Origin of the sequence: Zophobihabitans entericus, assembly GCF_011745665.1 — a bacterium.
Taxonomy (GTDB): Bacteria; Pseudomonadota; Gammaproteobacteria; order Enterobacterales; family Orbaceae; genus Zophobihabitans; species Zophobihabitans entericus.
On the sequence record NZ_CP050253.1, the window covers coordinates 144019 to 170347 of the forward strand.

The window sequence follows — 26329 nt, forward strand, 5'->3', positions numbered from 1 at the left end:
AATTAATCATAAACAGAGCCTGCAATGCAGGCTTTTTTTATTAATAAATTTTACTTCTTCGCGTTCTTAAAAAGACATACCCGCGATAAATAACCAGTGCAACAAATATCAGGGTACAACCAACCCATTTCATCCATGGCATTGGCTCATCATAGAAGACTACACTAAATAGTAGTGTCCAGATTGGTTCAAGAATCATAATGATTGCAGCATTACCAATATTTACATGTTTTTGTCCCACTGCCTGTAGTACATAACGCAAGCAGGTAGCAATAATCACACTGGCAAAGAACCAGGCCCAAATAGAAAGAGGAATTGCTTCTGGCCAGTCCTCAAATAGAAAAGAGAGCACTGAGCAGATAACAGCATTACAAAAAAATTGAATACAAGTAAGAGGAAAAATAGCAATTTTCTGTAATAGTCTGGCATTTAAAGTAAAATATAGTGCTAATGCAATCGCAGAACCTAAAAACCATAATTGTCCGATCGAGAATGTCCAGCCATTAGTTAAAGATAAAAATAACAGACCGCTAATAGCAATTGGCAAAGAGACCCAGAAAACAGACAATGGCTTCTCTTTAAATAATAACCAGACAACTAAAGGAACTAATAGGATAGACAAGCTGAGAATAAAAGCACCTTCACCTAAAGAGCTACTGGTACTCACTGCAATAACCCAAAATAGCATCTGTACGGTTTGCAAGGAACCAAGACCCACAGCTTTTGGAATGTTGGAGAAACTAATCTTTTGGTGAGTTGATATACATAAAGGAAAAATAATTACTGCAGCAAAGATGAATCGTAACGCCATAAAGCCAATAATCGGCATTCCCTGAATGGCTTCTTTAGTGAAGATCCATCCGGCAGCGGCAATTAATGTAGTCACTACTAACATCCATTCGCCATAGCGCTTCGCATCTAACAAGCTATATTCCTTATTCAATAATATATGTTCAATAAATAGATAAATTTAACCATTTGATTAATAAATACTTTTTCATTTAAGATAACAGACAAATGGATGGACTAAAATATATCTTTAAGTTAGAGCTATCATATATGAAAATTTTAAAAAATACCTTTGTCCAACCACTGAATAAGCAAATATTTTTATTCACAGATATAAAAAAACCGTTCATAAGAACGGCTTTTTCAATTCAATAATAATTACTTATTATTCAGCAGCTGCAACTTCTTCAACTACCGGGCGATCAACTAACTCAATGTAAGCCATTGGAGCATTGTCACCAGCACGGAAACCACATTTCATGATGCGAGTGTAACCACCAGCACGGTTAGCAAAACGTGGACCTAAATCCGTGAATAATTTTTTCACTGTATCGTTATCACGAGTACGAGCAAATGCCAAACGACGATTAGCTACGCTATCACTTTTGGCTAAAGTAATTAATGGTTCAACCACACGACGCAGTTCTTTAGCCTTAGGTAAAGTCGTCTTAATGATTTCGTGCTCGACAAGAGAACTTGCCATATTACGAAACATCGCTTGACGATGACTGCTATTACGATTCAGTTGACGACCACTTTTACGATGGCGCATAACTTTATCCTTCTAATAAAACTTCAAGCTATTAGTCTTCAACAATACTTGCAGGTGGCCAGTTCTCAAGGCGCATGCCTAAAGACAGACCACGTGAAGCGAGCACGTCCTTAATTTCAGTAAGAGATTTCTTACCAAGATTAGGCGTTTTTAATAACTCAACTTCAGTACGTTGTACTAAATCACCGATATAATGAACCGCTTCTGCTTTTAAGCAATTTGCAGACCGAACTGTTAACTCTAAATCATCTACTGGACGTAGAAGAATTGGGTCAAATTCAGGTTTATCTTCTTTCACTTCTGGTTGACGTACATCACGTAAATCAACGAAAGCTTCAAGCTGTTCAGCCAAAATGGTTGACGCACGGCGAATTGATTCTTCCGGATCAATTGTACCGTTAGTTTCCATATCAATAACTAATTTATCTAAGTCCGTACGTTGTTCAACACGAGCCGCTTCAACTGTATAAGCAATACGCTCAACAGGACTAAAACACGCATCAACGAGTAAACGACCAATTGGACGATCTTCGTCTTCAGACTGACTACGTGCAGAAGCTGGAACATAGCCACGACCACGTTGTACACGAATACGCATACTAATAGAGGCATTAGCATCTGTAAGATGACAAATAACATGATCTGCATTGACAACTTCAACATCAGCGTCATGAATAATATCAGCGGCAGTAACTGCACCTACACCTGATTTATTCAATGTCAGCATCACATCATCTTTACCATGAACTCGAATCGCTAACTTTTTCAAGTTTAGCAGAATATCAAGTACATCTTCCTGAACACCTTCTTTAGTGCTGTACTCATGAAGAACACCATCAATTTCGACTTCAGTGACAGCACATCCCGGCATTGATGATAATAAAATACGGCGCAGTGCATTACCTAGAGTATGACCAAAACCACGTTCTAATGGTTCAAGGGTCACCTTAGCATGCGTCGAACTATATTGTTCGATATCAACTAGGTGAGGTTTTAAAAACTCTGTTACAGAACCCTGCATTGTGTCCTCTCTTAAGTACTAAACTTTACTTAGAGTAAAGTTCGACGATCAAATGTTCATTGATGTCAGCGGATAAATCTGAACGTTCTGGTAAGCGTTTAAACACACCTTCCATTTTAGTTGCATCAACTTCTAACCATGTTGGTTTTTCACGTTGTTCTGCTAACTCTAATGAAGCTTTAACGCGTGCTTGTTTTTTCGCTTTTTCACGAACGCTGATCACATCTTCAGGTGAAACCTGATAAGAAGCGATATTTACTACACGACCATTAACTAGAACTGCTTTGTGGCTTACTAATTGACGAGCTTCAGCACGAGTTGCACCAAATCCCATACGGTAAACAACATTATCTAAACGACCTTCTAAAAGAGTAAGTAGGTTTTCACCTGTGTTACCTTTTATACGAGCAGCTTCTTTATAGTAGTTACGGAATTGACGTTCTAAAATTCCATAAATACGACGAACTTTTTGTTTTTCACGTAATTGAACGCCATAGTCAGATAAACGTGGCTTACGCGCACCATGCTGACCAGGAGCTTGTTCTAATTTACACTTGGTATCGATCGCGCGAACACCAGATTTAAGAAATAAATCGGTTCCTTCACGACGGCTAAGCTTTAGCTTAGGTCCCAAATATCTTGCCATTTTCTTTCTCCAATAATCCTAAAACGTCTTATATACGACGTTTTTTCGGTGGACGACAACCGTTATGAGGAATCGGAGTCACATCAGTAATATTCGTAATACGGAAACCCGCTGCATTTAATGCACGAATAGTTGACTCACGACCAGGACCAGGTCCCTTAATCATAACTTCCAGATTCTTAATTCCATAGTCTTTAACTGCTTCAGCACAACGCTCAGCTGCAACTTGAGCTGCGAACGGAGTCGATTTGCGAGAGCCACGGAAGCCAGAACCACCAGAGGTTGCCCAACCTAACGCATTACCTTGACGATCGGTAATCGTAACAATTGTATTGTTAAAAGAAGCGTGAACATGAGCTATACCATCAGAAACTTGTTTTTTTACACGTTTACGTGCACGAACAGGTGTCTTTGCCATTTCTTAATTTCCCCGATTATTTCTTGATAGGCTTACGCGGTCCCTTACGGGTACGAGCGTTAGTCTTAGTACGTTGGCCACGGACAGGAAGTCCACGACGATGACGTATACCACGATAACAACCAAGGTCCATTAAACGCTTGATACTCATAGTTACTTCACGACGTAAGTCACCTTCAACAGTGAATTTCGCAACTTGTTCACGTAACTTTTCAATCTGATCTTCAGATAGTTCTCTGATCTTAACATGCTCATCAATACCAGCTGCTTGGCAAATAGCTTTAGCGCGAGTATTTCCGATACCATAAATTGCTTGTAACGCAATTACAGTATGTTGTTGATCAGGAATGTTAATGCCTGCTATACGGGCCACTATGCACTCCTTTTAAGTAAAATGAAACAACCCCCATGCTGAAAAGCCCGTTTTCAGGATACTCATATAGAGGTTGTTTGATAAAAAAATATTAGGCTGGCTATTCTAGCCAGCTATACCACACTTTTGCAAGAAAAATATGTAAAACAGACAATATAAAAGTTAATTAAAAAATTAACCCTGACGTTGTTTATGTTTTAAATCAACACAAATTACACGCACGGTACCGTGACGTTTAATAATTTTACAGTTGCGACACAATCTCTTGACTGAAGCACGAACTTTCATTTTTGTCTCCGTAACTTCTCAAGCTTTCTTATCGGCCATAGCCTTTAAGGTTTGCTTTCTTTAAAACTGACTCATAACGATTTGGCATCATAAGAGTCTGAATTTGAGCCATAAAGTCCATTATAACAACAACAACGATAAGTAATGAAGTACCACCGAAGTAGAACGATACTTTCATTGCAGAAGTCATAAACATAGGAACTAAACAGACGAACGTAATATATAAAGCACCAACTAGTGTTAAACGAGTCATTACTTTATCAACATACTTAGCAGTTTGTTCCCCTGGACGTATTCCAGGTATAAATGCACCAGATTTCTTAAGCTGATCTGCTGTTTCTCGCGGATTAAATACTAATGCAGTATAGAAGAAACAGAAGAATATAATTGCAGATGCATACAGTAAAATATATAGAGGTTGCTCTGGTGATAGATATTGTCTTAATAAAACAAAAGCATATCTCCAGCCTTGACCATCCCCTTGTAACCATGAAGCCATCATTGAAGGTAACATGATAATTGTTGAAGCAAAGATAGCAGGGATAACACCAGCCATATTTATTTTCAACGGTAAATGGGTGCTTTGAGCAGCATATACACGGCGACCTTGTTGACGTTGTGCGTAGTTAACAACAATACGACGTTGACCACGTTCAACAAACACAACAAAATAGGTAATACCAATAACTAATGCAGCAACAACTAGTAGCAGAAGTGGGTGTAGGACACCTGAACGAGCCTGTTCAATAGTTTCACCAATAGCCACAGGTAAACCTGCAACAATACCAGCAAAAATAATGATAGAGATGCCGTTACCAACACCTCTTTCTGTAATTTGCTCACCTAGCCACATTAGGAACATTGTTCCTGTAACTAGGCTCACTGTAGCGATAAAGTAGAACGAAAATCCTGGGTTAATAACCACTTGGCCAAAACCCGGAATATTCGGTAAACCAGTCGCAATACCCACTGCCTGTACAATAGCAAGTGCTAAAGTACCGTAACGAGTATATTGACTGATTTTACGTCTACCTGACTCACCTTCTTTCTTTAACTCTGCTAAAGCCGGACTAATTGCTGTTAATAACTGCACGATAATCGACGCAGAAATATAAGGCATAATCCCCAGAGCAAAGATAGAAGCACGACTAAGTGCACCACCAGAGAACATGTTAAACATGCTGATGATGCCATTGTCGCTTGCAGCTTGTTTGAGCAATTCAGAAAGCTCGCCAGCATTAATACCAGGAACTGGAATAAAAGAGCCAATACGGAAGACGATAAGTGCTAAAAGAACGAAAATTAAACGTCTTTTTAGTTCACTTACGCCACCACGTGCGCTTTGATAATCTAATCCTGGTTGCTTTGCCATCTTTCTAACTATTCCTCGATTTTTCCGCCAGCAGCTTCAATAGCAGCTTTAGCACCTTTAGTAACACGAATACCACGAACAGTTACAGGTTTAGAAATCTCACCCGCAAGCATAATTTTCGCATATTCAATTTGTGTACCAATTAGTTTTGCTGCTTTCAAGCTATTCAGATCAATTACATCGCCTTCAACTTTTGCAATGTCAGCAAGACGAACTTGCGCAGTAACCATTGCTTTACGTGAAGTAAAACCAAATTTTGGTAAACGACGATATAAAGGCATTTGACCACCTTCGAACCCACGACGAACACCGCCGCCTGAACGAGAAGTCTGACCTTTAACACCACGTGTACCAGTTTTACCTAAGCCTGAGCCAATACCACGACCAAGACGCTTAGGAGCGTGTTTTGAACCTTCAGCAGGAGATAAAGTATTTAAACGCATTACTTACTCCTCAACTTTAACCATGTATGAAACTCGGTTAACCATACCGCGAACTGCAGGTGTATCTTCGCGCTCAACAGTATGACCAATGCGACGTAGTCCTAAACCAACTAATGTTGCTTTATGTTTTGGCAAACGGCCAATTGAACTACGAGTTTGTGTAATTTTGATAGTCTTTGCCATGGTTTCTTACCCCAAAATTTCTTCAACGGTTTTACCACGCTTAGCAGCGACCATCTCAGGAGACTTCATGTTCTCTAAACCATCAATAGTTGCACGAACCACGTTAATCGGATTTGTAGAACCATATGCTTTAGCAAGAACGTTACGAACTCCTGCAACTTCTAAAACGGCACGCATTGCACCGCCGGCAATAATACCGGTACCTTCAGAAGCTGGTTGCATAAATACACGAGAACCAGTATGCACACCTTTAACCGGGTGCTGTAAAGTATCGTTATTTAGTGCAACATGAATCATATTGCGACGAGCTTTTTCCATCGCTTTTTGGATAGCTGCTGGAACTTCGCGTGCTTTACCATAACCAAAACCTACGCGACCGTTTCCATCACCAACAACTGTTAGTGCAGAAAAACTAAAAATACGGCCACCTTTTACAGTTTTAGATACGCGATTAACTGCGATTAGTTTTTCCTGCAGTTCGCCAGCTTGTTTTTCGATGTTTGACATCTTTAACTCCTACCTTAGAACTGAAGGCCAGCTTCGCGAGCAGCATCTGCTAGCGCCTGGACTCGACCATGATATTGGAAACCAGAGCGGTCAAAAGAAACATCTTTGATGTCTTTTGCCAGTGCACGCTCAGCAATAGCTTTACCTACTGCAGCTGCGGCATCTTTGTTCCCAGTGTATTTAATGCTTTCGCTAATAGCTTTTTCTAAAGTAGAAGCAGCTACTAAAACCTCTGAACCGTTGGCAGCGATAATTTGCGCATAAATATGACGTGGAGTGCGGTGAACAACCAAACGTGTTGCACGTAACTCTTTAATCTTATGGCGCGCTTTCGTTGCACGACGGATACGAGCTGATTTCTTATCCATAGTGTTACCCTACTTCTTCTTAGCTTCTTTAGTACGCACGACTTCGTCTGCGTAACGAACACCTTTACCTTTATAAGGTTCAGGACGACGATAAGAGCGAATATCTGCTGCAACTTGTCCAATTAACTGTTTATCAGCGCTTTTCAGGATGATTTCAGTTTGTGATGGACACTCAGCGGTAACGCCTGCTGGTAGTTTATGTTCAATTGGATGTGAAAAACCAAGAGACAGACCTACAGCATTACCTTTTAATTGTGCACGATAACCGACACCAACTAATAAAAGTTTTTTAGTAAAGCCAGTAGTAACACCAACAACCATTGAATTAATCAATGCGCGTGCTGTACCTGCATGAGCCCAAGCATCTGCATAACCATCGCGTGGAGCGAAAGTAACAGAACCAGCTTCATGCTTAACAACAACAGCATTGTTAACTGTGCGAGATAACTCGCCGTTTTTACCTTTAATCGAAATTACCTGACCATCGAGTTTTACCTCTACGCCCGCAGGAATAACGACAGGTGCTTTTGCAACACGAGACATTTTTTTCTCCCTTACGCTACGTAGCAGATAATTTCACCACCAAGACCTGCTTGGCGTGCTGCACGATCAGTCATAACACCTTTAGAAGTAGAAACAACTGCGATACCCAATCCAGCCATTACCTTAGGTAATTCGTCTTTACGTTTATAAATACGTAGACCTGGACGGCTAACACGTTGAATACTTTCTACAACTGCCTTACCCTGGAAATATTTTAAAGTAATTTCCAGTTCAGGCTTGATGTCGCCTGTAACTTTATAGTCTTCGACATAACCTTCGTCTTTTAGCACACTGGCAATAGCCACTTTAAGCTTAGAAGAAGGCATGGTGACCGCAACTTTATTCGCAGCTTGACCGTTACGAACACGGGTCAGCATATCTGCGATAGGATCTTGCATGCTCATCTATAATACTCCCCGGATTATTACCAACTTGCTTTCTTAAGACCCGGAATCTCACCACGCATGGCAGCTTCACGAACCTTAATACGGCTTAAACCAAACTTACGAAGGACGCCATGAGGACGACCAGTTTGACGACAACGATTACGTTGACGTGATGGGCTTGAATCACGAGGAAGCGTTTGCAATTTAAGCACTGCATTCCAACGGTCTTCGTCTGATGCGTTAACATCAGAAATAATCGCTTTTAATTCTTGACGCTTAGCAAAGTATTTGTTTGCTAATTTTACACGTTTAAGATCGCGTTCAATCATTGATTGTTTAGCCATTATGCCCTACCTTACTTACGAAATGGGAAGTTAAAGGCTGATAATAATGCACGGCCTTCATCGTCAGATTGCGCAGTAGTTGTGATAGTAATATCTAAACCACGAACACGATCAACTTTGTCATAATCAATTTCAGGGAAAATGATTTGCTCACGAACACCCATGCTATAGTTACCACGACCATCGAATGATTTCGCGCTTAAACCACGGAAATCTCGTGTACGAGGTAATGCAATATAAACTAGACGCTCAAAAAACTCCCACATACGCTCGCCGCGTAGAGTGACTTTACATCCAATCGGATACCCTTGACGGATTTTAAAACCAGCAACTGATTTGCGTGCTTTAGTGATTAATGGTTTTTGACCACTAACTGCAGCTAGATCTGCAACAGCATTATCTAATAATTTCTTATCAGTAATCGCTTCACCAACACCCATATTCAAGGTGATCTTTTCGATCCGAGGGACTTGCATGACAGATTTGTAGCCAAACTGTTCTTGCAGTTTATTTACTACCTGTGCTTTGTAGTAATCATGCAGTTTCGCCATCGTATACTCCAAATTACTTAAATGATTTCATTCGTAGACTTGTAGAAGCGGACTTTTTTGCCATCTTCAATACGGAAGCCTACACGGTCAGCTTTGCCTGTAGCATTGTTGTAAATTGCAACGTTAGAAACATTAATTGCTGCTTCTTTCTCTACAATTCCACCATCTTGATTTAAAGCCGGTACAGGTTTTTGGTGTTTTTTCACCAAGTTAATACCTTCTACAATCACTTTGCCAGTAGACAAAACACTTTTAACTTTACCGCGTTTACCTTTATCTTTACCAGTTAACACGATAACTTCGTCATCACGACGGATTTTCGCTGCCATTATCCGCTCCTTACAGTACTTCTGGTGCTAATGAAATGATCTTCATAAACTTCTCAGAACGAAGTTCACGCGTGACCGGTCCAAAAATACGCGTACCAATCGGTTGCTCACTGTTATTATTTAAAATAACACAAGCGTTGCGATCAAAACGAATGACAGATCCATCTGGGCGACGAACACCCTTTCTGGTGCGCACCACTACAGCTTTCAGTACATCACCTTTTTTTACTTTACCACGAGGAATTGCTTCTTTAATGGTAATTTTGATGATGTCACCTACAGCGGCATAACGGCGATGCGATCCACCGAGAACCTTGATACACATTACGCGACGTGCGCCAGAATTATCAGCGACATCTAGCATAGTCTGTTCTTGGATCATGTTAATGCTCCACTATAAAATTTATATTGCCTAATCTACCTTCATCTGCCTCAACTACCACAGATAAGAATAGACAACCAAAAATCCCACTTACGTGAGGGCGCATAGTATAACACCACTCAAATAAAATGGGTAGTATAAAATAAACGGCTAATGGATAGCCGTTTATAATATTATGTACAATTATTAATCGATTAGATTAAATAACTGCTTTTTCAATAACTCGAACCAGAGTCCAAGACTTAGTCTTAGATAAAGGACGACACTCTTTAATTTCAACAGTATCACCAATACCACACTCATTGTTCTCGTCATGTACATGCAATTTAGTCGTACGTGTTAGAAACTTACCATATAAAGGGTGTTTTACACGACGTTCAATAGCAACAACAATAGATTTATCCATTTTGTCACTAATGACGCGACCTTGCTGAGTACGAACAGTAGTAGTCATTACGCACCCGCCTTTTCAGTTAATAAGGTTTTAACACGTGCAACATCACGACGCACTTGTTTTAACAGATGAGGCTGTTGTAACTGACCTCCAGCTAATTGCATACGTAAATTAAATTGTTCACGTAGCAAATTTAGAAGTTCAGTGTTCAGCTCTTCAACGCTTTTTTCACGCAGCTCTTTTGCTTTCATTACATCACCGTCTTAGTTACAAAGGTGGTCTTAATAGGCAGTTTTGCTGCTGCCAATGCAAATGCTTCACGAGCAACTTCTTCAGGTACTCCGTCCATTTCATAAAGGACTTTACCTGGTTGAATAAGTGCAACCCAATACTCCACGTTACCCTTACCTTTACCCATACGCACTTCAAGTGGTTTTTCTGTAATCGGTTTATCAGGGAAAACACGAATCCAGATTTTACCTTGACGCTTAACTGCACGTGTCATAGCACGACGTGCTGCTTCGATTTGGCGCGCAGTCAAACGACCACGACCAACAGCTTTCAGACCGAAAGTACCGAAGCTCACATCAGCGCCAGCAGCCAGACCACGGTTGCGGCCTTTATGCATTTTACGGAATTTTGTACGCTTTGGTTGTAACATCAGCGACGCTCCTTAATTATTTTCGGCCTTTGCGCTGCTTTTTCGGTTGAGCAGCCGGTTTTTCCGGTTGTTCAACAGCAGCCATACCACCAAGGATCTCACCTTTGAAGATCCACACTTTAACACCGATTACACCATAAGTGGTGTGTGCTTCTGAGGTGTTGTAGTCAATGTCAGCACGTAATGTATGTAAAGGTACACGACCTTCACGATACCATTCAGAACGAGCAATTTCTGCACCGCCTAAACGACCGCTAACTTCAACTTTAATACCTTTAGCACCAGCTTTCATTGCATTTTGTACAGCACGTTTCATCGCACGGCGGAACATAACACGACGCTCAAGTTGCGAAGTGATGCTGTCTGCAACTAATTTTGCATCAAGTTCAGGTTTACGAACTTCAGCAATATTAATTTGTGCTGGAACGCCTGCAAGATTTGCTACGGCATTACGTAATTTTTCTACATCTTCACCTTTTTTACCGATCACGATACCAGGACGAGCTGTATGAATAGTCACACGAATACTCTTAGCTGGACGTTCGATCACGATTTTAGAGATCGATGCTTGCGCTAATTCTTTATTAAGATATTGACGAACTTTGAAGTCACCATCTAAGTTATCAGCGAATTCTTTTGTATCTGCATACCAGGTAGATGTCCAAGGTTTGACAATACCTAATCGGATACCATTTGGATTTACTTTTTGACCCATTGCTATTCTCCAGAGCCTTAGCGATCAGACACAATCACAGTGATGTGACTTGTACGCTTTAAGATTCGATCTGCACGACCTTTAGCACGAGGCATAATACGCTTCAGGCTAGGGCCTTCGTCTACGAAAATTTTCGCGACTTTCAGATCATCAATATCAGCACCGTCGTTATGTTCTGCATTAGCAATGGCAGATTCTAGAACCTTCTTAACAAGTACAGCCGCTTTTTTATTGGTGTACGTTAAGATGTCTAATGCGTTCGACACATTCTTACCACGAATAAGATCAGCTACTAAGCGAACTTTTTGTGCAGAAGAACGAACGTGGCGGTACTTTGCTATAGTTTCCATTTCTATCTCCTACTTATTTCTTTTTAGCTTTCTTATCAGCCGCATGGCCGCGATAAGTACGAGTCGGCGCGAATTCACCTAGTTTATGACCAACCATTTCGTCGGATACAAAAACAGGTACGTGCTGACGACCATTATGGACAGCGATGGTCAAACCGATCATGTTAGGAAAGACCGTTGAACGACGGGACCAAGTGCGAATAGGCTTCTTGTCACCGCTTTCCACCGCTTTCTCTACCTTCTTCAGCAAGTGTAGGTCAATGAAAGGACCTTTCTTGAGAGAACGTGGCATAGCTTATCCTCTTGTTATTATTTCTTGTTACGACGGCGAACAATGTACTTATCAGTACGCTTGTTGCTGCGTGTTTTAAGTCCTTTGGCTTTTTGACCCCATGGAGACACAGGATGTTTACCAAAGTTACGACCTTCACCACCACCATGTGGATGGTCTACCGGGTTCATTGCCGTACCGCGAACGGTTGGGCGAATACCACGCCAACGACTTGCACCAGCTTTACCAAGTACGCGAAGCATGTGTTCTGAGTTGCCAACTTCACCAATAGTTGCGCGGCAATCAGACAATACTTTACGCATTTCGCCAGAACGAAGACGTAGGGTAACATAAGAACCATCACGTGCTACGATTTGAACATATCCACCAGCAGAACGAGCAAGTTGTCCGCCTTTACCTGGTTTCATTTCTACGTTATGCACAGTAGAACCAACTGGGATGTTACGCATAGGTAAACAGTTACCTGTTTTAATAGACGCATCAACACCTGATTGGATCTGATCTCCAGCTTTTAAGCCTTTTGGAGCTAAAATATAACGACGTTCACCGTCTTTATATAAAACGAGTGCAATATTTGCTGAACGGTTTGGATCATACTCTAAACGTTCAACAGTTGCAGGAATACCATCTTTGTTACGTTTAAAATCAACTAAACGGTATTGTTGCTTATGGCCACCACCGATATGACGAGTAGTGATACGACCATTATTATTGCGACCACCAGTTCTGCTTTTTGAATCAAGCAATGGTGCAAAAGGTTTCCCTTTATGCAACTCTGGGTTTACCACTTTAACAACGTGGCGACGACCCGGAGATGTAGGTTTACACTTAACAACTGCCATTGTTCTTACTCCTCCGAATTACTCAGCGACGCCAGCCAGGTCTAAATTTTGACCTTCAGCTAAAGTTACGTAAGCTTTTTTCCAGTCGCTACGACGACCGATTTGTTGACCACGACGTTTTACTTTGCCTTTCATGACTAAAGTATTAACATCTTTGACTTTAACTTCGAAAAGTTGTTCAACTGCGGCGTGAATCTCTTTCTTAGTAGCATCTTTAGCAACTTTTAAAACTAAAGTATTAGTTTTTTCCATTGAAATAGACGCTTTTTCAGAAACATGCGGTGCACGCAGGACTTTCAGCAGACGCTCTTCACGAATCATGCTAACATCTCCTCTACTTGCTTCACTGCATCAACAGTCATAACAACTTTATCAAATGCAATTAGGCTCACTGGGTCGATACCTGCTACGTCACGCACATCAACTTTATATAAGTTACGCGCAGCTAAGAATAGATTCTCTTCAAGTTCTGAAGTAATGATTAAAACGTCATTTAAATCCATATCTTTTAACTTTTGAACTAGCTCTTTAGTTTTAGGTGTATCAACTGTGAACTTTTCAACGATTACTAAACGCTCTTGACGCACTAGTTCAGAGAAAATACTCATCAGTGCACCACGATACATTTTACGGTTAACTTTTTGGCTGTGATCTTGTGGACGAGCCGCAAATGTTACACCACCTGAACGCCAAATTGGGCTCTTAATAGAACCTGAACGAGCACGACCTGTACCCTTTTGACGCCATGGTTTTTTGCCTGAACCGGTTACTTCAGCACGAGTTTTTTGAGCACGAGTTCCTTGACGAGCACCTGATGCATAAGCAACAACTACTTGGTGAACTAGAGCTTCATTAAAATCACGTCCGAAGGTAGTTTCGGAAACAGTCAACGCTTGCGCGTCTCTTACTACTAATTCCATGCCTATCTCCTCGACGTTAAGCCTTAATAGCCGGTTTAACAATTACATCACTGTTGATTGCGCCTGGAACTGCACCTTTTACTAATAAAAGATTACGTTCTGCATCTACGCGAACAACGTCTAGGTTTTGAATCGTTACACGTTCATTACCTAAGTGACCTGCCATTTTACGACCTTTGAACACTTTACCCGGAGTTTGGTTTTGACCGATAGAGCCATGACCACGGTGTGCCAAAGAGTTACCATGAGTAGCATCCTGAGTACGGAAGTTCCAACGTTTAGTAACGCCAGCAAATCCTTTACCTTTAGATGTACCAGTAACATCAACTGTTTTAACGTCAGTAAAAATATCAACGTTAATGCTTTGACCTACAGTAAATTCGCCTTCTTCAAAACGGAATTCCCATAGACCACGACCAGCTTCAACGCCAGCCTTAGCAAAGTGACCAGCTTCAGGCTTAGAAACATGGCTTGCTTTTTTGCTACCAGTTGTTACCTGAACTGCTTGATAACCATCGTTCTCAGCTGATTTAACTTGAGTAACGCGGTTTTCTTGAATTTCAATTACGGTTACAGGAATTGATACGCCATCTTCAGTGAAGATACGAGTCATTCCGACTTTACGACCGACTAAACCAATCATTGTTTCGACCTCTCAATCATTCAACTTAAGGATTAACCTAAGCTGATCTGCACGTCAACACCAGCAGCAAGATCTAGACGCATCAATGCATCAACTGTCTTTTCAGTTGGTTCAACGATATCAACTAGACGTTTATGAGTACGAATCTCATATTGATCACGCGCGTCTTTATTAACGTGTGGTGAAATCAATACTGTGAAACGCTCTTTGCGTGTAGGTAATGGAATAGGACCACGAACTTGCGCACCAGTGCGCTTCGCAGTTTCTACGATTTCCGCAGTAGATTGATCAATTAAACGATGATCAAACGCTTTTAGACGGATACGGATTCTTTGGTTCTGCATGAGACCAGAGCTCCAATTAAAAAAGTTATAAACAAAAGACTACTCCTCCTTCCCTGTTTCGATTGACAGGAGAGTGTAATCCGTTCTTTGCATAACCCCCAAATCGGGAGTATTGTCAGTACTTTACATTAAAATAAAGCACATTATTGCACTTGTTGTCTTATATTATGTTGCCATAAAGAGTCCAACAAAGTGGCGACAATTATACTGAAATAATTTAGGAAAACAAGGTGTAAATTACATTTGCGATCAATTTTTACAAACAAAACTGTCTTCTGAAATTAAAAATGCAGGATATAAAATGACATAAAAAATAGCTCCTTGATAAAAAGGAGCCATTTTTTAAACTTGATAAGAGCTAAAAATTAGTATTTTTTGAAAACATACATATTAGCAAAATCACCAGTAATTACTTTGCCTTCCATATCTAGTTGAGTAAGTGTACCTTCACCCACTAAATATTTATTTGGCGCACCAGAGAAATTACTAAGTGTAATAGTATTGGTCGCTTTGTCCCAGGTATAATCACCAGATTTCACGACATTACCCGCATCGATCAGCTTGCCATTGTCATAACTTGCTAAATAATTGTAATGGCCTTCAGCATCAAGTGTTAATGTGACCTTAATACCACTGACATCAGCTGCTGGTAAATAACCTTTATAGACACCAACATAACCTAATTTATCAACACCATCCTGAACTTTTGCCACAGTATCTGACTGGCCCTGGCAAGCCGCTAAAGTAAATACAGCCAGAAGTACTAATAGGTATTTTTTCATAAACCTCTCCTTGTTATTAGACCGAAAAAATAGATTTCATGCAGTTAAAATATCCTAATGACATCATAATATCAATCTATCATTATAATTAATGTTATATATTACAGTCTGTTTCATAAATTGTTTCTTCGTAAATAATTCAATATACGTTAATATAGATCCCCAATAGATATCGTGACTCATGACCACTTTCAATTTTTTCAAAAGAGCTTATCGTGGATAAATCCTCATTCTGGCAACAGCTGGGTAATAAGATAACAGGTTTACTTCCTGACTTTATGGTTACACATGGTCAGTTAATGATTGTCTGCCTGCTGCTTTTGATAGCCATCATTCTGTTTTCATTTAGTAAACTCCGCATGGATATCATCGCTCTGTTGATTATTGTTGCGATTACTATTACCGGAATTTTAACTCCGGCAGAAGCACTGGCCGGTTTTAGCGATCCCAATATTGTCCTGATTGCACTATTATTTGTTGTTGGAGAAGGACTGGTTCGAACAGGTATCTCTTACCAGATGAGCGACTATATTTTAAAAGTTGCTGGTAATAATGATATTCGCATCATCGTTTTAATTATGCTTGGTGTTGCGCTGCTAGGCTCGATTATGAGTTCTACTGGTGTTGTCGCTATCTTTATCCCGGTTGTGATTAGTATTGCTTCCCGTACTGGTCTGCATGTGAAAAAGTTAATGATGCCACTGTGTATTGCCGGGCTTATCAGCGGTATGATGACTTTGGTTGCAACAGCACCTAATTTGGTAGTAAATAGTGAATTAGAACGTGCCAGCCTCAAAGAATTTGGATTTTTCTCCATTACACCAATTGGCTTAAGTATTTTGGTGATCGGTATCATCTATTCTGTTATTTCCCGCAACTGGCTAATCCGATCTTTACCAACAAGTCCTGATAGTGATCATAAATCACGACGTAAGATGATTGATTTAATCCGGGATTATAAATTATCTGGCCGCGCACATCGTGCAGCAATTAAACCCGACTCTCCTTTTATTGGCCGAACTATCGATAGTCTGCATCTGAGAAGCCAGTTTGGCGCTAACGTCATTGGTATTGAGCGCTGGAGGAAATTCCGCAAAGTCATGATCCCAGTTACAGGAGCAACCGTTTTCCGGGAAAACGATGTTCTGTTATTTGATATGCTTAACTCTGAAGAGAATCTACGCCAATTTTTAATCACCAATGCACTGGAACCAAAAGTACTGCGTGGTGAATACTTTTCTGAACAGGCAAAAGAAGTTGGTATGGCTGAAGTCGCGTTACTTCCTGATTCTGCGCTCCTGAACAAAACAGTCAAAGAGATTGAATTTCGTACCAAATACTTTCTAAGTGTTATCGGTATTCGTCGTAACCATGAAGCAATTGAAAGCAGTCTGGTCGATGAAAAACTAGAGATGGGAGATATCTTACTGGTTTGTGGTGACTGGCGTTCTATTCAGCAAATGCAGTCACGAGCTAATGATTTTGTGTTACTGGATTTACCCACTGAAATAGACGATGTAGCCCCGGCAAGTAGTCAGGCAATTCCGGCGTTACTCTGTCTGGCACTCATGATCATGTTAATGGTCAGTGGCATTGTACCCAATGTGATAGCAGCACTTATTGCTTGTTTATTGATGGGGGCTACCCGCTGCATAGATATGACAAGTGCTTACCGTTCAATTCACTGGCCAAGTTTAATTCTTATCATCGGGATGATGCCATTTGCTATCGCTTTAAATAAAACCGGTGGTATTGCTATCGTCTCTGACTGGCTAAAAACCCACTTAAGTATCTATGGACCGCACGTTGTGCTGATGTTTATCTTCTTACTTTGTTCAACGGTAGGATTATTTCTATCAAACACAGCTACAGCTATTTTAGTAGCGCCTATTGCGATTAATATCGCCTTAGATTTTGGCTATTCACCTTATCCATTTGCCATGACGGTTGCGATTGCAACATCAGCATCATTTATTACCCCGGTTTCCTCACCAGTGAAAACCATGATAGTTGCTCCGGGCGGTTATACCTTTGGTGATTTTGTTAAAATAGGCATTCCACTGACCTTCCTGGTGATGGCTGCTGATATTTTACTGGTTCCGGTCTTTTTCCCGTTTTAATATGACGGGTCTTAATTAATAAGTTAAATAACGACGACTAAATAGCGACAATTGAATAACTACAGGAGTAATCATGAATCAAGGCAAACTACGTATCATCTTTGCAGGTACACCAGATTTTGCGGCTAAGCACCTTGAAGCTTTATTGCAATCAAATCATGAAGTGATTGCTGTGTTTACTCAACCAGACAGACCTGCAGGGCGTGGTAATAAGCTAACACCAAGTCCGGTTAAAATCTTAGCTGAACAGCATAATATACCAGTACTACAACCAGCAACGTTAAAAAAACCAGAAAACCAACAACTGGTCGCTGATTTAAACGCAGATATTATGATCGTTGTCGCCTATGGGCTAATCTTGCCTCAGGCAGTACTGGACATGCCTAAAATGGGATGTTTAAATGTTCACGGCTCACTACTACCAAAGTGGCGCGGTGCTGCACCAATTCAGCGTGCCTGCTGGGCAGGTGACACCCAAACAGGTATTACTATTATGCAGATGGATGCAGGACTGGATACCGGTGATATGTTATATAAACTGACTTGTGCCATTGAACCAACAGATACCAGCGCCAGTCTTTATGACAAGTTAGCGCGGCTTGGTCCCAAAGCGTTACTGGACACTCTTACTCTTTTAATAGCTGGTAAAATTGCTCCTGAAAAACAAGATGATACTCTGGCTACTTATGCACAAAAGCTCTCAAAACAGGAAGCAAAACTGGACTGGTCTTTATCAGCAGAGCAGTTAGAGCGTTGTATCCGAGCGTTTAATCCATGGCCGGTCAGCTACTTTGAAATCGATGAACAGATGGTAAAAGTCTGGAACAGTAATGTGGTTAATACCGACACCAATCAAGCCCCCGGCACCATTATTAAGGCGGATAAAACCGGTATTCAAATTGCTACGGCAAAAGGGATTTTAAATATCACTCAGCTACAACCAGCTGGTAAAAAACCTATGTCTGCACAGGATTTATTAAATTCTAAAAAAGAATGGTTTATCATTGGAAATAAAATTATTTAAATAAATCAAATGATTATGAAAAAAGAAAACTTACGTGCTATCTCTGCACAAGCCATTTATCAGGTACTGGAACAGGGGCAATCTTTGAGCTCTATCTTACCTGCATTACAAAAAAATTTAGATGGTAAAGATAGTGCCTTAGTGCAGGAGATCTGCTTTGGTATTATGCGAGTTCTTCCACAATTAGAGTTCTTTATTCGTCAGTTAATGGATAAAGTCCTGACCGGTAAAAGTCGTGTTTTACATTATGTCATCATGGTCGGACTTTATCAGCTGCTTTATACTCGTATTCCGGCTCACGCAGCACTGTCAGAAACAGTTGATGCAGCTATGGTCCTTAAAAAACCTCAGCTTAAAGGCTTAATTAATGGTGTGTTAAGACAATTCCAAAGACAACAACCAGAACTAATGATCCAATTCGAGCAAACTCAGGAATACTATTTTCACCCAAGCTGGCTACTTAAGCGTTTACAAAGTGCCTACCCAGAGCAGTGGCAAGATATCATCAATGCCAATAATCAGCGCCCACCGATGTGGCTGCGAATTAATCAACAGTACCACTCTGCTGAACAATATTTAACATTACTCACAGAACATGGGATTGAAGGCAAGTTACATCCAGAGTTACCTGAAGCTTTACAGCTGGTCACTCCTGCTGCTGTGTCTAAGCTACCCGGTTTTGATCAGGGCTGGGCGACAGTACAAGACCTATCAGCACAATATGCAGCTCGTTTACTGGCACCTGAAAATAGTGATCATATCTTAGATATGTGTGCAGCTCCAGGTGGTAAAACCACCCATATTTTAGAGGTTGCGCCAAAGGCTCAGATTTTAGCTGTAGATGTTGATAGTCAGCGGGTAAAACGTATTACAGAAAATCTGACCCGCTTAAAACAGCAGGCTGAAGTAAAAGTTGGCGATGGTCGCTACCCAGAACAGTGGCTTGATCAACACCAACAATTTGATCGCATTCTGCTTGATGCTCCCTGCTCAGCAACAGGTGTTATTCGTCGTCATCCTGATATAAAATGGCTAAGACGAGATAGCGATATTGCAGAACTGGTAACATTGCAGGCAGAAATTCTCACTAACATTTGGCCTTATTTAAAAACGGGTGGGATACTGGTTTATGCAACTTGCTCAGTATTACCTGATGAAAATATCAGGCAAATTGAACAATTTTTATCTGTACAAAAAAATGCTCAGTTAATAGGTGAGCCTTTGCAGTTCCTGCCCGCTCTTGATAGTGGTGACGGCTTCTTCTATGCTAAATTAACTAAAAATTCTGCTTAAACAAAAAATGAATGAAACCAGTTCACCCGATAAAGATCGACTTATGCTTTAAAAGTCATTTATAATCAAAGCTACTTTTATTTTGTAAACGATTGAGTTATGGCTTGTTGCTACCAACAGATAAAAATCATTCTATTGACCTCGCTAATTACCCTGCTTAGTGGTTGTTCTGCGTTTGTCGGTCATAAGGAGACTCTGGATGAGTATGAGCAACAACTCATTAATACTGATTGCAGCTTTACTAATATTAATTCTCAAATTAAGAGTGACCCTCTGCTCTGGTCATTAAATGGTGGGGCTCTCGCTCGCAACTGCTTACAGTACGAGAAAAGTATTACGTACTTCGATCAGGCAGAAGCCATTATTAAAGAGCAGGAAGAGGCACTCGAACTTATAGGAATGGGCCGCTCAATCAATTCCATACTAGTTAACAATAATATCAATGATTACCAAAGTCAGAATTACGAAAAGATTATGATCAATGTCTATAAGGCATTAAATTTCATGTCGCTTGATGACTTTGATAATGCCCGGGTTGAGTTTCATCGCGCACTGGACAGACAGCGCCGAGCCAAAGAATACTTTGAAGATGAGATTTTAGCCGCCACAGAAAAGCTGGAAGAATCACAATACGCTTACTCATCTGATCATCTTCAGGCAGAATCTGTCGTATTACAAAACTATCAGGGGAATCTAACTCCTGCTGTCGTCTATCCTGATTTTGTCAATCCATTAGCGACTTACCTAAGTGCTATTTTCTTCTATATTGAAGGCGATTACGATCTGGCCAGCCAATACTTTAAAGAAACTCAGTCGATGCTACCAGGTCACGCACAGGTAACACAAGATTACCAGCTGGCTGATAAAGCAGATAACAGCAGACAAAAACCTCAGCAACGTTATGTCTGGATCGTCTATGAGAATGGTCTTGGCATGATTAAGGGTTCTTTCTATTATTCATTCCCAAGCTTTTTATTCACCGATAAGATTATTGCGACATCGATAAATTTACCCACTATCTATAAACGCTCTGGCTCTTATCCTTATTTATCAATTGGTAAAACGAAAACATCTGAAATTGCCAATATGGATAGTATTGTTCAGTTAGAATTTAATAAACGCCTGCCGGCGATTGCTGCGGAAGCGATACTCAATATGATTGCTAAATCAGTGATCCAATATACGCTTGAAGAAGAACTTGGCGATTTTGGTGGAAAATGGATCGGCTTTTTCTATCAACTCGCTACAGATACTACCGATATTCGCCAGTGGCGTGCTTTGCCTAAGGACTTTCAGGTCAGCAGAGTAGCGCTTGATGGTTCGCCAATATACATATATTCACCACAAGGTGATATGATTGCGAATATTGATACACTTTCACCTGAACATGATGCTATTATCTACATCAGATCAGATAGACAAAACCATAACATTATTCATGTTATACAAAAGCAATAAACCTTTAATGAGGCTGTAAAATATGGTAACCAAAACATTCTCACGCATCACAGCACTAATCACACTAAGCGCTGCGATTATTTTATCAGGATGTTCAAACAATATTGAATATATCAATGAAGACAATGCTGACCAGGCAATTTCTTTAGGACTTGACCGTAAAGACTTTGAAAACGCAGCACAAGATGCACTTGAGTCATTACTGGCAAGCAATGCATTAAATAAAGCTGGCGGTGGTCGCTATGTTGTCGCTATTGGTAAAGTTGTAAACAATACCACACTACGTATTGATACCGACATGTTAATCAAAAAAATCCGTATTGGTATGCTGCAATCAGGTAAAGCGGTAATCACTTCTGCCGTGAGTGCCAATGGTACCGCTGACGAATTAATTTTTGATGTGCGTGAACTACGTGATAATGACGAATTTAAACAAGATACTATCGCGCAAAAAGGAACTTTATATGCTCCTGACTTCTCATTAACAGGTAAAATTTTACAACGTATCGCACGTACTGGTAATGATAAGCAAATGGTTGAATACTACTTCCAGTTAACTTTAACTGAACTTCGCAGTGGTTTAGTGTACTGGGAAAGTGAAAGTACAGTGGGTAAACTTGGCAGTAACAAAAGCGCAATCTGGTAAGTTCTGACTTGTTGAAAGGAAAATAAAGATGAATAAACGACTTGCTCTGCTTGGCTTATGTGCAGGTGTCTTTCTGTCTGCTTGTAGCTCATCAGCAAACAATGCTGATGAGAATAATACACAAGCAACAACTGAACCAACCACACAGCCAACAACGATAAATGGTTTTGGTGAAGCACAAACACAACGCTATAAAGTCGCGGTACTGCCAACTCGTGTTGATGCAGCTAACTTACCTATCCCGTCGCTATCACAAAATATTTTGTCTCAGTCTATTTCTCATGAACTATCAAGAGCGCTGAATGAGACACATAAATTTGATATCGTGGTACCTAATGCCATTCAACAGCCTGTGGCAGAAAATGTCACAGACGATGAAGAAGTGACTGAAGGTGATAATGCAGTAACTCCTGCACCAAAAGATGACAGTATTGCTGATTATCTACTGCACAGTACTTTGACTCAAATCGACGCTTCTGAGACATTACGTATCCTCAAAGCGACGGGTCAGGGAGTGAACGAGAAAGTTGTCTTTATTGCTCTGAACTATCAAATAGTTAATGCTAAAACTAATCAAGTGGCACTAACTAAAACTGTTCGTTATCAGTTAAAAGATACAGGTTACAATACTTCAGTCAAACAAACAGTTGAAAACGCAATTGGTAAAGTGGCAGATATCGTTAAAGATCAAATTATCAATGATATCTACCCGGTTCGTGTCGTGGCTGTGCTTGAAAATGGTGAAATCGTTTTAGACCAACCATTAACAGTGAACTCACAATGCCAGCTATTTACAACAGGTGCTAAAATTACCGATACCTATAGCAATCGTCTGCTGGGACATGAAGAAAAACTGGTAGGTTTAGCAACCATCTCTCGCACGACGGATGTGTTCTCATTCGCTAAAGTCAATGAAGGCCAAGCCACTAAAGAGAATATCTGTAAACTGATCCCAATTGATCAAAAAGTTGCTCTTGAGTATGTCAAACAGACAGAAGGCGGAGGCGTTCTGTTACCTTTTGATCGCTAATCAATAATCATTCTGCGGTGATTTTATCGGTCATCGCAGAATATGCTTCAATCTCTGACGAGTAATAATTTATTATCCGGCCGTTTTCCAGTATACTTTCCGCTTTCCGTAATTCTAATTGTCACTTAAGCTCTTCGCTTCATAACTAAAAGAGAAAAACAATGAACGCTGTTTTACTTGCTGTTTTTTGTATGCTCGTGCTTTCACTTTGCCGGGTTAATGTTGTTATCAGTCTTATCATTGGTGCGTTTGTCGGTGGTCTTTGCAGTAACCTCTCTTTAGATCAAACTCTGACGGCCTTTAATAATGGTATCAGTAACGGTGCAACTATCGCCCTGTCTTATGCCATGCTTGGTGCTTTTGCTGTTGCTATTTCAAAAGCCGGGCTACCTCAAGCCTTAGCGGATATCGCAATTAAGCAACTGGTTAATGATAGTGCCAAAACTAAGATTAAATGGATTCTGATCATGGTGATTGCTGCCATGAGTATTTTCTCACAAAATCTGATCCCTATTCATATCGCCTTCATTCCGTTATTAATTCCACCACTACTTTATGTGATGTCTCGCCTGCATCTGGATAGACGAATGATCGCCTGTATCATGACTTTTGGCTTAATTACGCCGTACATGTTCTTACCGGTTGGCTTTGGTAATATTTTCTTAAATCAAATTCTGTTAAAAAATATCACTAACGCGGGAATGAGTGTTGAAGGTATCAACGTGATGCACGCCATGGCGATTCCTGCACTGGGAATGTTTGCCGGACTCCTGTTTGCTATCTTTGTCAGCTATAGAAAGCCAAGAAATTATGAGTTGAATCACGTCAAAAATAGTGAATCACAGCCTAAGCTAAATCGTTCTTCCCTGATTGTTTCACTGATTGCTATTGTTCTCTCTTTTATTATTCAACTTTATACCGGTTCTATGATCCTGGGTGCATTAGTTGGATTTATCTGTTTTATTGCCACCGGGACCGTTAAGTGGGGAGAAGCAGACGTTGTGTTCACTGATGGTATTAAGATGATGGCGATGATCGGCTTTGTGATGATCTCAGCTCAGGGCTTTGCTGAAGTATTAAAAGCAACTGATGAGATTACCCCACTGGTTAATCAAAGCGTTGAACTGTTTGGTAGCAATAAAGTAGTCGCTTCTTTTGCGATGATGCTGGTTGGTTTAATTATCACGCTGGGTATCGGTTCATCATTCTCAACCGTTCCAATTATTGCCGCTATTTATGTGCCACTTTGTATGCAACTGGGTTTCTCTCCTATGGCAACTGTTTGTCTAATCGGAGCTTCTGGCGCCATTGGTGATGCCGGTTCACCGCCGTCTGATACCATCCTTGCAACCACTGCCGGTTTAAATGCTGATGGACAACACGATCATATTCGTGATAGCGTTATTCCAACGTTTCTTCATTTTAATATTCCGCTTTTTATTGCAGGATGGGCAGGATCACTAATTCTGTAGAATATAATGAACAGAGTCATTTACTTCATCGCAATCAGTTTTTTTAGCGGCGTTATCACATTCAGTCAGGCTGCTCAGATCGAGCCTGACCTGTCGCTACTACCTGCAGGCACCAATACCGCTTTATTGGTGCAACCTGTTGGAGAAGAAAGTAAACCGATTCTGGCTTATCACAACCAGCAGATGTTCTCACCCGCTAGTACCCAAAAAGTAGTAACAGCACTGGCAGCCCTGCTCGAGCTTGGTCCTGATTTTCAGTTTGTTACTTATATGAAGACCGATGGCAAAATTGAACAGGGTAAGCTCAAAGGTAATTTGATTTTACAAATGAGTGGTGACCCAACTCTGACTCGTCAAAAAGTCAGTGAAATGCTTAATGTGCTTAAGCTAAAAGGTGTGTCACGTATTGAGGGGGATATTATTATCGACACCTCAATCTTTACCAGTCATGACAAAGCTCCGGGCTGGTCATGGGATAATCTGACTTATTGCTACAACACACCACCTTCTGCAGCAACTATTGATGGTAACTGTTTCTATGCCGGTTTAGAGCCCACCAAAGTAGGAGAAAAAGCCAAAGTCACTGTTGCTGCGCAATATCCGGTCACACTAACCAGTCAGGTGATTACGACGAGTAAAGAAAGTGATGATAAGTATTGTGAACTGGATATTATTGCTAAAGATCACAATCACTATCAGCTCACCGGTTGTGTAAAGCAAGGGGAAAATAAACGCTATTTTCAATTTGCCGTACAGGACGGGGTTGATTACTTTACCGCTATTTTCCAGTCATTGCTCAAGCAGCATAATCTGACATTTACTGGTAAGTTTGTAGAAAATAAACCGTATGATCAAAAACGTCTGACACCTATTGCCGTTGCTCAGTCAGCAAAACTGCCAGATCTATTAACTGAGATGCTGAAAAAATCGAATAACCAGATTGCTGATACTGTGTTCAGAACGATAGGACATCAATATTTTAAGATGTCCGGTAGTTGGCGCAATGGTGGCGACGCGGTGAAATTAATTCTGAACGATAAAGCGGGCATTGATCTGCAAAATAGTGTCATCGTTGATGGCTCTGGCCTGTCCAGACTTAATCTGCTAAGTGCGGACAAGATGATGCAAATTCTGCAATATATCGCTGCTCATGATAAAGAGCTGCATCTTATTGCAATGTTACCCGTTTCCGGTGTTGATGGTACATTACAACACCGCAATAGCGTGCGCTATACACCACTAAAATCAGTGATTCAGGCCAAAACAGGTTATCTGCAGGGAACGTATAATCTTGCCGGTTATCTCACTACAGAAAGCGGGCAAACCTTTGCCTTTGTTCAATTCATTACTGGCTACAGCCATCCGGTAGAAGATGAAAAATTAACTAATGAAGCTGTGATGAAGTTTGAAGAAGATTTATACAAAAATTTATTTAATAAAATCAAATAGTTATATTTATCTTTGTTACACCTGTTTTTAGCGCATGGCTAGCACATCGCTGAATTTTGTATTATTAAAAGTTATCATCCCAGCTCTATTATGAATTAATCGAATGCACGCATTAAAAAACGTAATCCTCTCTGTACAAAGCTGCTCATATTAGTTTACATTGTAATATTCTCTACTGA

The 26329-nt window shown here is 40.5% G+C and carries 38 protein-coding genes; 8 read left to right on the forward strand and 30 right to left on the reverse strand.

All coding sequences use genetic code 11. From position 1 onward, the window contains the following. Nucleotides 1-40 precede the first annotated feature (40 nt). The 30 genes from IPMB12_RS00655 to IPMB12_RS00800 form a co-directional block, all read right to left on the reverse strand. A complete protein-coding gene (locus tag IPMB12_RS00655) occupies nt 41-925 on the reverse strand; it encodes a DMT family transporter (protein WP_208293515.1) in 885 nt (294 codons plus the stop codon). 249 nt (nt 926-1174) lie between these two features. Next, complete coding sequence (rplQ, locus tag IPMB12_RS00660) at nt 1175-1561, reverse strand: 50S ribosomal protein L17 (protein WP_166913947.1); 387 nt, start codon at nt 1559-1561, stop codon at nt 1175-1177. A 31-nt stretch (nt 1562-1592) separates the two neighbouring features. Next, the gene (locus IPMB12_RS00665) at nt 1593-2582 is read right to left on the reverse strand and encodes a DNA-directed RNA polymerase subunit alpha (protein WP_166913949.1); all 990 of its coding nucleotides are present in this window, start codon (nt 2580-2582) and stop codon (nt 1593-1595) included. Nucleotides 2583-2607: 25 nt separating this feature from the next. Next, the gene (gene rpsD / locus IPMB12_RS00670; RefSeq protein WP_166913951.1) at nt 2608-3228 is read right to left on the reverse strand and encodes a 30S ribosomal protein S4; all 621 of its coding nucleotides are present in this window, start codon (nt 3226-3228) and stop codon (nt 2608-2610) included. 28 nt (nt 3229-3256) lie between these two features. Next, the gene (gene rpsK, locus IPMB12_RS00675) at nt 3257-3646 is read right to left on the reverse strand and encodes a 30S ribosomal protein S11 (protein ID WP_166913953.1); all 390 of its coding nucleotides are present in this window, start codon (nt 3644-3646) and stop codon (nt 3257-3259) included. 16 nt (nt 3647-3662) lie between these two features. Further along, nucleotides 3663-4019: a 30S ribosomal protein S13 gene (rpsM, locus tag IPMB12_RS00680; RefSeq protein ID WP_166913955.1), complete on the reverse strand. Its 357-nt coding sequence runs from the start codon at nt 4017-4019 to the stop codon at nt 3663-3665. Nucleotides 4020-4193: 174 nt separating this feature from the next. After that, a complete protein-coding gene (gene rpmJ / locus IPMB12_RS00685; protein ID WP_166913957.1) occupies nt 4194-4307 on the reverse strand; it encodes a 50S ribosomal protein L36 in 114 nt (37 codons plus the stop codon). A 28-nt stretch (nt 4308-4335) separates the two neighbouring features. Beyond that, complete coding sequence (secY, locus tag IPMB12_RS00690; protein WP_166913960.1) at nt 4336-5679, reverse strand: preprotein translocase subunit SecY; 1344 nt, start codon at nt 5677-5679, stop codon at nt 4336-4338. A gap of 8 nt (nt 5680-5687) precedes the next feature. Continuing rightward, nucleotides 5688-6122 (reverse strand): 50S ribosomal protein L15, encoded by a 435-nt coding sequence (gene rplO, locus IPMB12_RS00695; RefSeq protein WP_166913962.1) that lies wholly within the window; start codon nt 6120-6122, stop codon nt 5688-5690. 3 nt (nt 6123-6125) lie between these two features. Beyond that, on the reverse strand, nt 6126-6305 hold the full coding sequence (gene rpmD, locus IPMB12_RS00700) for a 50S ribosomal protein L30 (RefSeq protein ID WP_166913964.1): 180 nt from the start codon (nt 6303-6305) through the stop codon (nt 6126-6128). Between the two features lie 6 nt (nt 6306-6311). Further along, on the reverse strand, nt 6312-6812 hold the full coding sequence (gene rpsE / locus IPMB12_RS00705; RefSeq protein ID WP_166913966.1) for a 30S ribosomal protein S5: 501 nt from the start codon (nt 6810-6812) through the stop codon (nt 6312-6314). A 14-nt stretch (nt 6813-6826) separates the two neighbouring features. Continuing rightward, nucleotides 6827-7180: a 50S ribosomal protein L18 gene (gene rplR / locus IPMB12_RS00710; RefSeq protein ID WP_166913968.1), complete on the reverse strand. Its 354-nt coding sequence runs from the start codon at nt 7178-7180 to the stop codon at nt 6827-6829. 9 nt (nt 7181-7189) lie between these two features. Then, complete coding sequence (gene rplF, locus IPMB12_RS00715; RefSeq protein ID WP_166913970.1) at nt 7190-7723, reverse strand: 50S ribosomal protein L6; 534 nt, start codon at nt 7721-7723, stop codon at nt 7190-7192. Nucleotides 7724-7734: 11 nt separating this feature from the next. After that, entirely contained in the window at nt 7735-8127 is a 393-nt protein-coding gene (gene rpsH / locus IPMB12_RS00720) for a 30S ribosomal protein S8 (RefSeq protein WP_166913972.1), read from the reverse strand. 20 nt (nt 8128-8147) lie between these two features. Then, nucleotides 8148-8453: a 30S ribosomal protein S14 gene (gene rpsN, locus IPMB12_RS00725; protein ID WP_166913974.1), complete on the reverse strand. Its 306-nt coding sequence runs from the start codon at nt 8451-8453 to the stop codon at nt 8148-8150. 11 nt (nt 8454-8464) lie between these two features. Further along, nucleotides 8465-9004, reverse strand: coding sequence for a 50S ribosomal protein L5 (gene rplE, locus IPMB12_RS00730; protein ID WP_166913976.1), 540 nt, complete (start codon nt 9002-9004; stop codon nt 8465-8467). A gap of 17 nt (nt 9005-9021) precedes the next feature. Continuing rightward, a complete protein-coding gene (gene rplX, locus IPMB12_RS00735) occupies nt 9022-9333 on the reverse strand; it encodes a 50S ribosomal protein L24 (RefSeq protein WP_166913978.1) in 312 nt (103 codons plus the stop codon). 10 nt (nt 9334-9343) lie between these two features. Beyond that, a complete protein-coding gene (gene rplN / locus IPMB12_RS00740; protein WP_166913980.1) occupies nt 9344-9715 on the reverse strand; it encodes a 50S ribosomal protein L14 in 372 nt (123 codons plus the stop codon). A 199-nt stretch (nt 9716-9914) separates the two neighbouring features. Continuing rightward, complete coding sequence (gene rpsQ / locus IPMB12_RS00745) at nt 9915-10169, reverse strand: 30S ribosomal protein S17 (RefSeq protein ID WP_166913982.1); 255 nt, start codon at nt 10167-10169, stop codon at nt 9915-9917. Then, on the reverse strand, nt 10169-10360 hold the full coding sequence (rpmC, locus tag IPMB12_RS00750; RefSeq protein WP_166913984.1) for a 50S ribosomal protein L29: 192 nt from the start codon (nt 10358-10360) through the stop codon (nt 10169-10171). Before rpmC ends, rpsQ begins: the two co-directional genes overlap by 1 nt. Further along, nucleotides 10360-10770 carry a 50S ribosomal protein L16 gene (gene rplP, locus IPMB12_RS00755; protein ID WP_024496508.1) on the reverse strand — a complete coding sequence of 137 codons (411 nt, stop codon included), beginning with the start codon at nt 10768-10770 and terminating at the stop codon, nt 10360-10362. Before rplP ends, rpmC begins: the two co-directional genes overlap by 1 nt. Before the next feature lie 16 nt (nt 10771-10786). Next, complete coding sequence (rpsC, locus tag IPMB12_RS00760; RefSeq protein ID WP_166913986.1) at nt 10787-11485, reverse strand: 30S ribosomal protein S3; 699 nt, start codon at nt 11483-11485, stop codon at nt 10787-10789. Nucleotides 11486-11502: 17 nt separating this feature from the next. Further along, nucleotides 11503-11835 carry a 50S ribosomal protein L22 gene (gene rplV / locus IPMB12_RS00765; RefSeq protein ID WP_166913988.1) on the reverse strand — a complete coding sequence of 111 codons (333 nt, stop codon included), beginning with the start codon at nt 11833-11835 and terminating at the stop codon, nt 11503-11505. Between the two features lie 13 nt (nt 11836-11848). Next, nucleotides 11849-12127: a 30S ribosomal protein S19 gene (rpsS, locus tag IPMB12_RS00770; RefSeq protein ID WP_166913990.1), complete on the reverse strand. Its 279-nt coding sequence runs from the start codon at nt 12125-12127 to the stop codon at nt 11849-11851. 17 nt (nt 12128-12144) lie between these two features. After that, nucleotides 12145-12969, reverse strand: coding sequence for a 50S ribosomal protein L2 (gene rplB / locus IPMB12_RS00775; RefSeq protein ID WP_166913992.1), 825 nt, complete (start codon nt 12967-12969; stop codon nt 12145-12147). 18 nt (nt 12970-12987) lie between these two features. Then, nucleotides 12988-13290, reverse strand: a complete 303-nt coding sequence (rplW, locus tag IPMB12_RS00780) for a 50S ribosomal protein L23 (RefSeq protein WP_166913994.1) — start codon at nt 13288-13290, stop codon at nt 12988-12990. Further along, nucleotides 13287-13889, reverse strand: coding sequence for a 50S ribosomal protein L4 (gene rplD / locus IPMB12_RS00785; protein WP_166913996.1), 603 nt, complete (start codon nt 13887-13889; stop codon nt 13287-13289). Before rplD ends, rplW begins: the two co-directional genes overlap by 4 nt. Nucleotides 13890-13905: 16 nt before the next feature. Continuing rightward, nucleotides 13906-14532 (reverse strand): 50S ribosomal protein L3, encoded by a 627-nt coding sequence (gene rplC, locus IPMB12_RS00790; protein ID WP_166913998.1) that lies wholly within the window; start codon nt 14530-14532, stop codon nt 13906-13908. Nucleotides 14533-14564: 32 nt separating this feature from the next. Beyond that, nucleotides 14565-14876, reverse strand: coding sequence for a 30S ribosomal protein S10 (gene rpsJ / locus IPMB12_RS00795; RefSeq protein ID WP_001181005.1), 312 nt, complete (start codon nt 14874-14876; stop codon nt 14565-14567). 365 nt (nt 14877-15241) lie between these two features. Beyond that, nucleotides 15242-15658: a copper resistance protein NlpE gene (locus IPMB12_RS00800; protein WP_166917643.1), complete on the reverse strand. Its 417-nt coding sequence runs from the start codon at nt 15656-15658 to the stop codon at nt 15242-15244. Between the two features lie 278 nt (nt 15659-15936). On the opposite strand from IPMB12_RS00800, the gene IPMB12_RS00805 reads away from it, so the two are divergent. From IPMB12_RS00805 to dacB, 8 genes are all read left to right on the forward strand, one after another. Then, the gene (locus IPMB12_RS00805) at nt 15937-17778 is read left to right on the forward strand and encodes an SLC13 family permease (RefSeq protein ID WP_166917644.1); all 1842 of its coding nucleotides are present in this window, start codon (nt 15937-15939) and stop codon (nt 17776-17778) included. A gap of 73 nt (nt 17779-17851) precedes the next feature. Next, nucleotides 17852-18802 (forward strand): methionyl-tRNA formyltransferase, encoded by a 951-nt coding sequence (gene fmt / locus IPMB12_RS00810; RefSeq protein WP_166914000.1) that lies wholly within the window; start codon nt 17852-17854, stop codon nt 18800-18802. A gap of 12 nt (nt 18803-18814) precedes the next feature. Then, nucleotides 18815-20095: a 16S rRNA (cytosine(967)-C(5))-methyltransferase RsmB gene (rsmB, locus tag IPMB12_RS00815; RefSeq protein ID WP_407704059.1), complete on the forward strand. Its 1281-nt coding sequence runs from the start codon at nt 18815-18817 to the stop codon at nt 20093-20095. A 99-nt stretch (nt 20096-20194) separates the two neighbouring features. After that, nucleotides 20195-21553: a COG3014 family protein gene (locus tag IPMB12_RS00820; protein WP_166914004.1), complete on the forward strand. Its 1359-nt coding sequence runs from the start codon at nt 20195-20197 to the stop codon at nt 21551-21553. 22 nt (nt 21554-21575) lie between these two features. After that, the gene (lpoB, locus tag IPMB12_RS00825; protein WP_166914006.1) at nt 21576-22199 is read left to right on the forward strand and encodes a penicillin-binding protein activator LpoB; all 624 of its coding nucleotides are present in this window, start codon (nt 21576-21578) and stop codon (nt 22197-22199) included. 28 nt (nt 22200-22227) lie between these two features. After that, nucleotides 22228-23229: a hypothetical protein gene (locus tag IPMB12_RS00830; RefSeq protein WP_166914008.1), complete on the forward strand. Its 1002-nt coding sequence runs from the start codon at nt 22228-22230 to the stop codon at nt 23227-23229. A 161-nt stretch (nt 23230-23390) separates the two neighbouring features. Further along, entirely contained in the window at nt 23391-24701 is a 1311-nt protein-coding gene (locus IPMB12_RS00835) for a Na+/H+ antiporter family protein (RefSeq protein ID WP_166914010.1), read from the forward strand. A 6-nt stretch (nt 24702-24707) separates the two neighbouring features. Beyond that, complete coding sequence (dacB, locus tag IPMB12_RS00840) at nt 24708-26150, forward strand: serine-type D-Ala-D-Ala carboxypeptidase (RefSeq protein WP_166914012.1); 1443 nt, start codon at nt 24708-24710, stop codon at nt 26148-26150. Nucleotides 26151-26329 lie beyond the last annotated feature (179 nt).

Excerpts from the sequence above, each read along its gene's own strand:
- fmt (WP_166914000.1), top strand. The coding sequence starts at position 17,852 with ATGAATCAAGGCAAACTACGTATCATCTTTGCAGGTACACCAGATTTT.
- rpsD (WP_166913951.1), bottom strand. The coding sequence starts at position 3,228 with ATGGCAAGATATTTGGGACCTAAGCTAAAGCTTAGCCGTCGTGAAGGA.
- rplC (WP_166913998.1), bottom strand. The coding sequence starts at position 14,532 with ATGATTGGTTTAGTCGGTCGTAAAGTCGGAATGACTCGTATCTTCACT.
- rpsN (WP_166913974.1), bottom strand. The coding sequence starts at position 8,453 with ATGGCTAAACAATCAATGATTGAACGCGATCTTAAACGTGTAAAATTA.
- rpmJ (WP_166913957.1), bottom strand. The coding sequence starts at position 4,307 with ATGAAAGTTCGTGCTTCAGTCAAGAGATTGTGTCGCAACTGTAAAATT.
- rpsJ (WP_001181005.1), bottom strand. The coding sequence starts at position 14,876 with ATGCAGAACCAAAGAATCCGTATCCGTCTAAAAGCGTTTGATCATCGT.
- lpoB (WP_166914006.1), top strand. The coding sequence starts at position 21,576 with ATGGTAACCAAAACATTCTCACGCATCACAGCACTAATCACACTAAGC.
- secY (WP_166913960.1), bottom strand. The coding sequence starts at position 5,679 with ATGGCAAAGCAACCAGGATTAGATTATCAAAGCGCACGTGGTGGCGTA.
- rpmC (WP_166913984.1), bottom strand. The coding sequence starts at position 10,360 with ATGAAAGCAAAAGAGCTGCGTGAAAAAAGCGTTGAAGAGCTGAACACT.
- rplX (WP_166913978.1), bottom strand. The coding sequence starts at position 9,333 with ATGGCAGCGAAAATCCGTCGTGATGACGAAGTTATCGTGTTAACTGGT.
- rplB (WP_166913992.1), bottom strand. The coding sequence starts at position 12,969 with ATGGCAGTTGTTAAGTGTAAACCTACATCTCCGGGTCGTCGCCACGTT.
- rpmD (WP_166913964.1), bottom strand. The coding sequence starts at position 6,305 with ATGGCAAAGACTATCAAAATTACACAAACTCGTAGTTCAATTGGCCGT.
- rplW (WP_166913994.1), bottom strand. The coding sequence starts at position 13,290 with ATGATTCGTGAAGAGCGTCTGCTGAAAGTCCTGCGTGCACCGCATGTT.
- IPMB12_RS00820 (WP_166914004.1), top strand. The coding sequence starts at position 20,195 with ATGGCTTGTTGCTACCAACAGATAAAAATCATTCTATTGACCTCGCTA.
- IPMB12_RS00835 (WP_166914010.1), top strand. The coding sequence starts at position 23,391 with ATGAACGCTGTTTTACTTGCTGTTTTTTGTATGCTCGTGCTTTCACTT.
- IPMB12_RS00805 (WP_166917644.1), top strand. The coding sequence starts at position 15,937 with ATGGTTACACATGGTCAGTTAATGATTGTCTGCCTGCTGCTTTTGATA.
- IPMB12_RS00830 (WP_166914008.1), top strand. The coding sequence starts at position 22,228 with ATGAATAAACGACTTGCTCTGCTTGGCTTATGTGCAGGTGTCTTTCTG.
- rplN (WP_166913980.1), bottom strand. The coding sequence starts at position 9,715 with ATGATCCAAGAACAGACTATGCTAGATGTCGCTGATAATTCTGGCGCA.
- rpsK (WP_166913953.1), bottom strand. The coding sequence starts at position 3,646 with ATGGCAAAGACACCTGTTCGTGCACGTAAACGTGTAAAAAAACAAGTT.
- rpsS (WP_166913990.1), bottom strand. The coding sequence starts at position 12,127 with ATGCCACGTTCTCTCAAGAAAGGTCCTTTCATTGACCTACACTTGCTG.
- rplR (WP_166913968.1), bottom strand. The coding sequence starts at position 7,180 with ATGGATAAGAAATCAGCTCGTATCCGTCGTGCAACGAAAGCGCGCCAT.
- rplO (WP_166913962.1), bottom strand. The coding sequence starts at position 6,122 with ATGCGTTTAAATACTTTATCTCCTGCTGAAGGTTCAAAACACGCTCCT.
- rpsH (WP_166913972.1), bottom strand. The coding sequence starts at position 8,127 with ATGAGCATGCAAGATCCTATCGCAGATATGCTGACCCGTGTTCGTAAC.
- rplF (WP_166913970.1), bottom strand. The coding sequence starts at position 7,723 with ATGTCTCGTGTTGCAAAAGCACCTGTCGTTATTCCTGCGGGCGTAGAG.
- dacB (WP_166914012.1), top strand. The coding sequence starts at position 24,708 with ATGAACAGAGTCATTTACTTCATCGCAATCAGTTTTTTTAGCGGCGTT.
- IPMB12_RS00665 (WP_166913949.1), bottom strand. The coding sequence starts at position 2,582 with ATGCAGGGTTCTGTAACAGAGTTTTTAAAACCTCACCTAGTTGATATC.
- rplV (WP_166913988.1), bottom strand. The coding sequence starts at position 11,835 with ATGGAAACTATAGCAAAGTACCGCCACGTTCGTTCTTCTGCACAAAAA.
- rpsQ (WP_166913982.1), bottom strand. The coding sequence starts at position 10,169 with ATGACTACTACTGTTCGTACTCAGCAAGGTCGCGTCATTAGTGACAAA.
- rpsE (WP_166913966.1), bottom strand. The coding sequence starts at position 6,812 with ATGTCAAACATCGAAAAACAAGCTGGCGAACTGCAGGAAAAACTAATC.
- rplD (WP_166913996.1), bottom strand. The coding sequence starts at position 13,889 with ATGGAATTAGTAGTAAGAGACGCGCAAGCGTTGACTGTTTCCGAAACT.
- rpsC (WP_166913986.1), bottom strand. The coding sequence starts at position 11,485 with ATGGGTCAAAAAGTAAATCCAAATGGTATCCGATTAGGTATTGTCAAA.
- rplP (WP_024496508.1), bottom strand. The coding sequence starts at position 10,770 with ATGTTACAACCAAAGCGTACAAAATTCCGTAAAATGCATAAAGGCCGC.
- IPMB12_RS00800 (WP_166917643.1), bottom strand. The coding sequence starts at position 15,658 with ATGAAAAAATACCTATTAGTACTTCTGGCTGTATTTACTTTAGCGGCT.
- rplE (WP_166913976.1), bottom strand. The coding sequence starts at position 9,004 with ATGGCGAAACTGCATGATTACTACAAAGCACAGGTAGTAAATAAACTG.
- rplQ (WP_166913947.1), bottom strand. The coding sequence starts at position 1,561 with ATGCGCCATCGTAAAAGTGGTCGTCAACTGAATCGTAATAGCAGTCAT.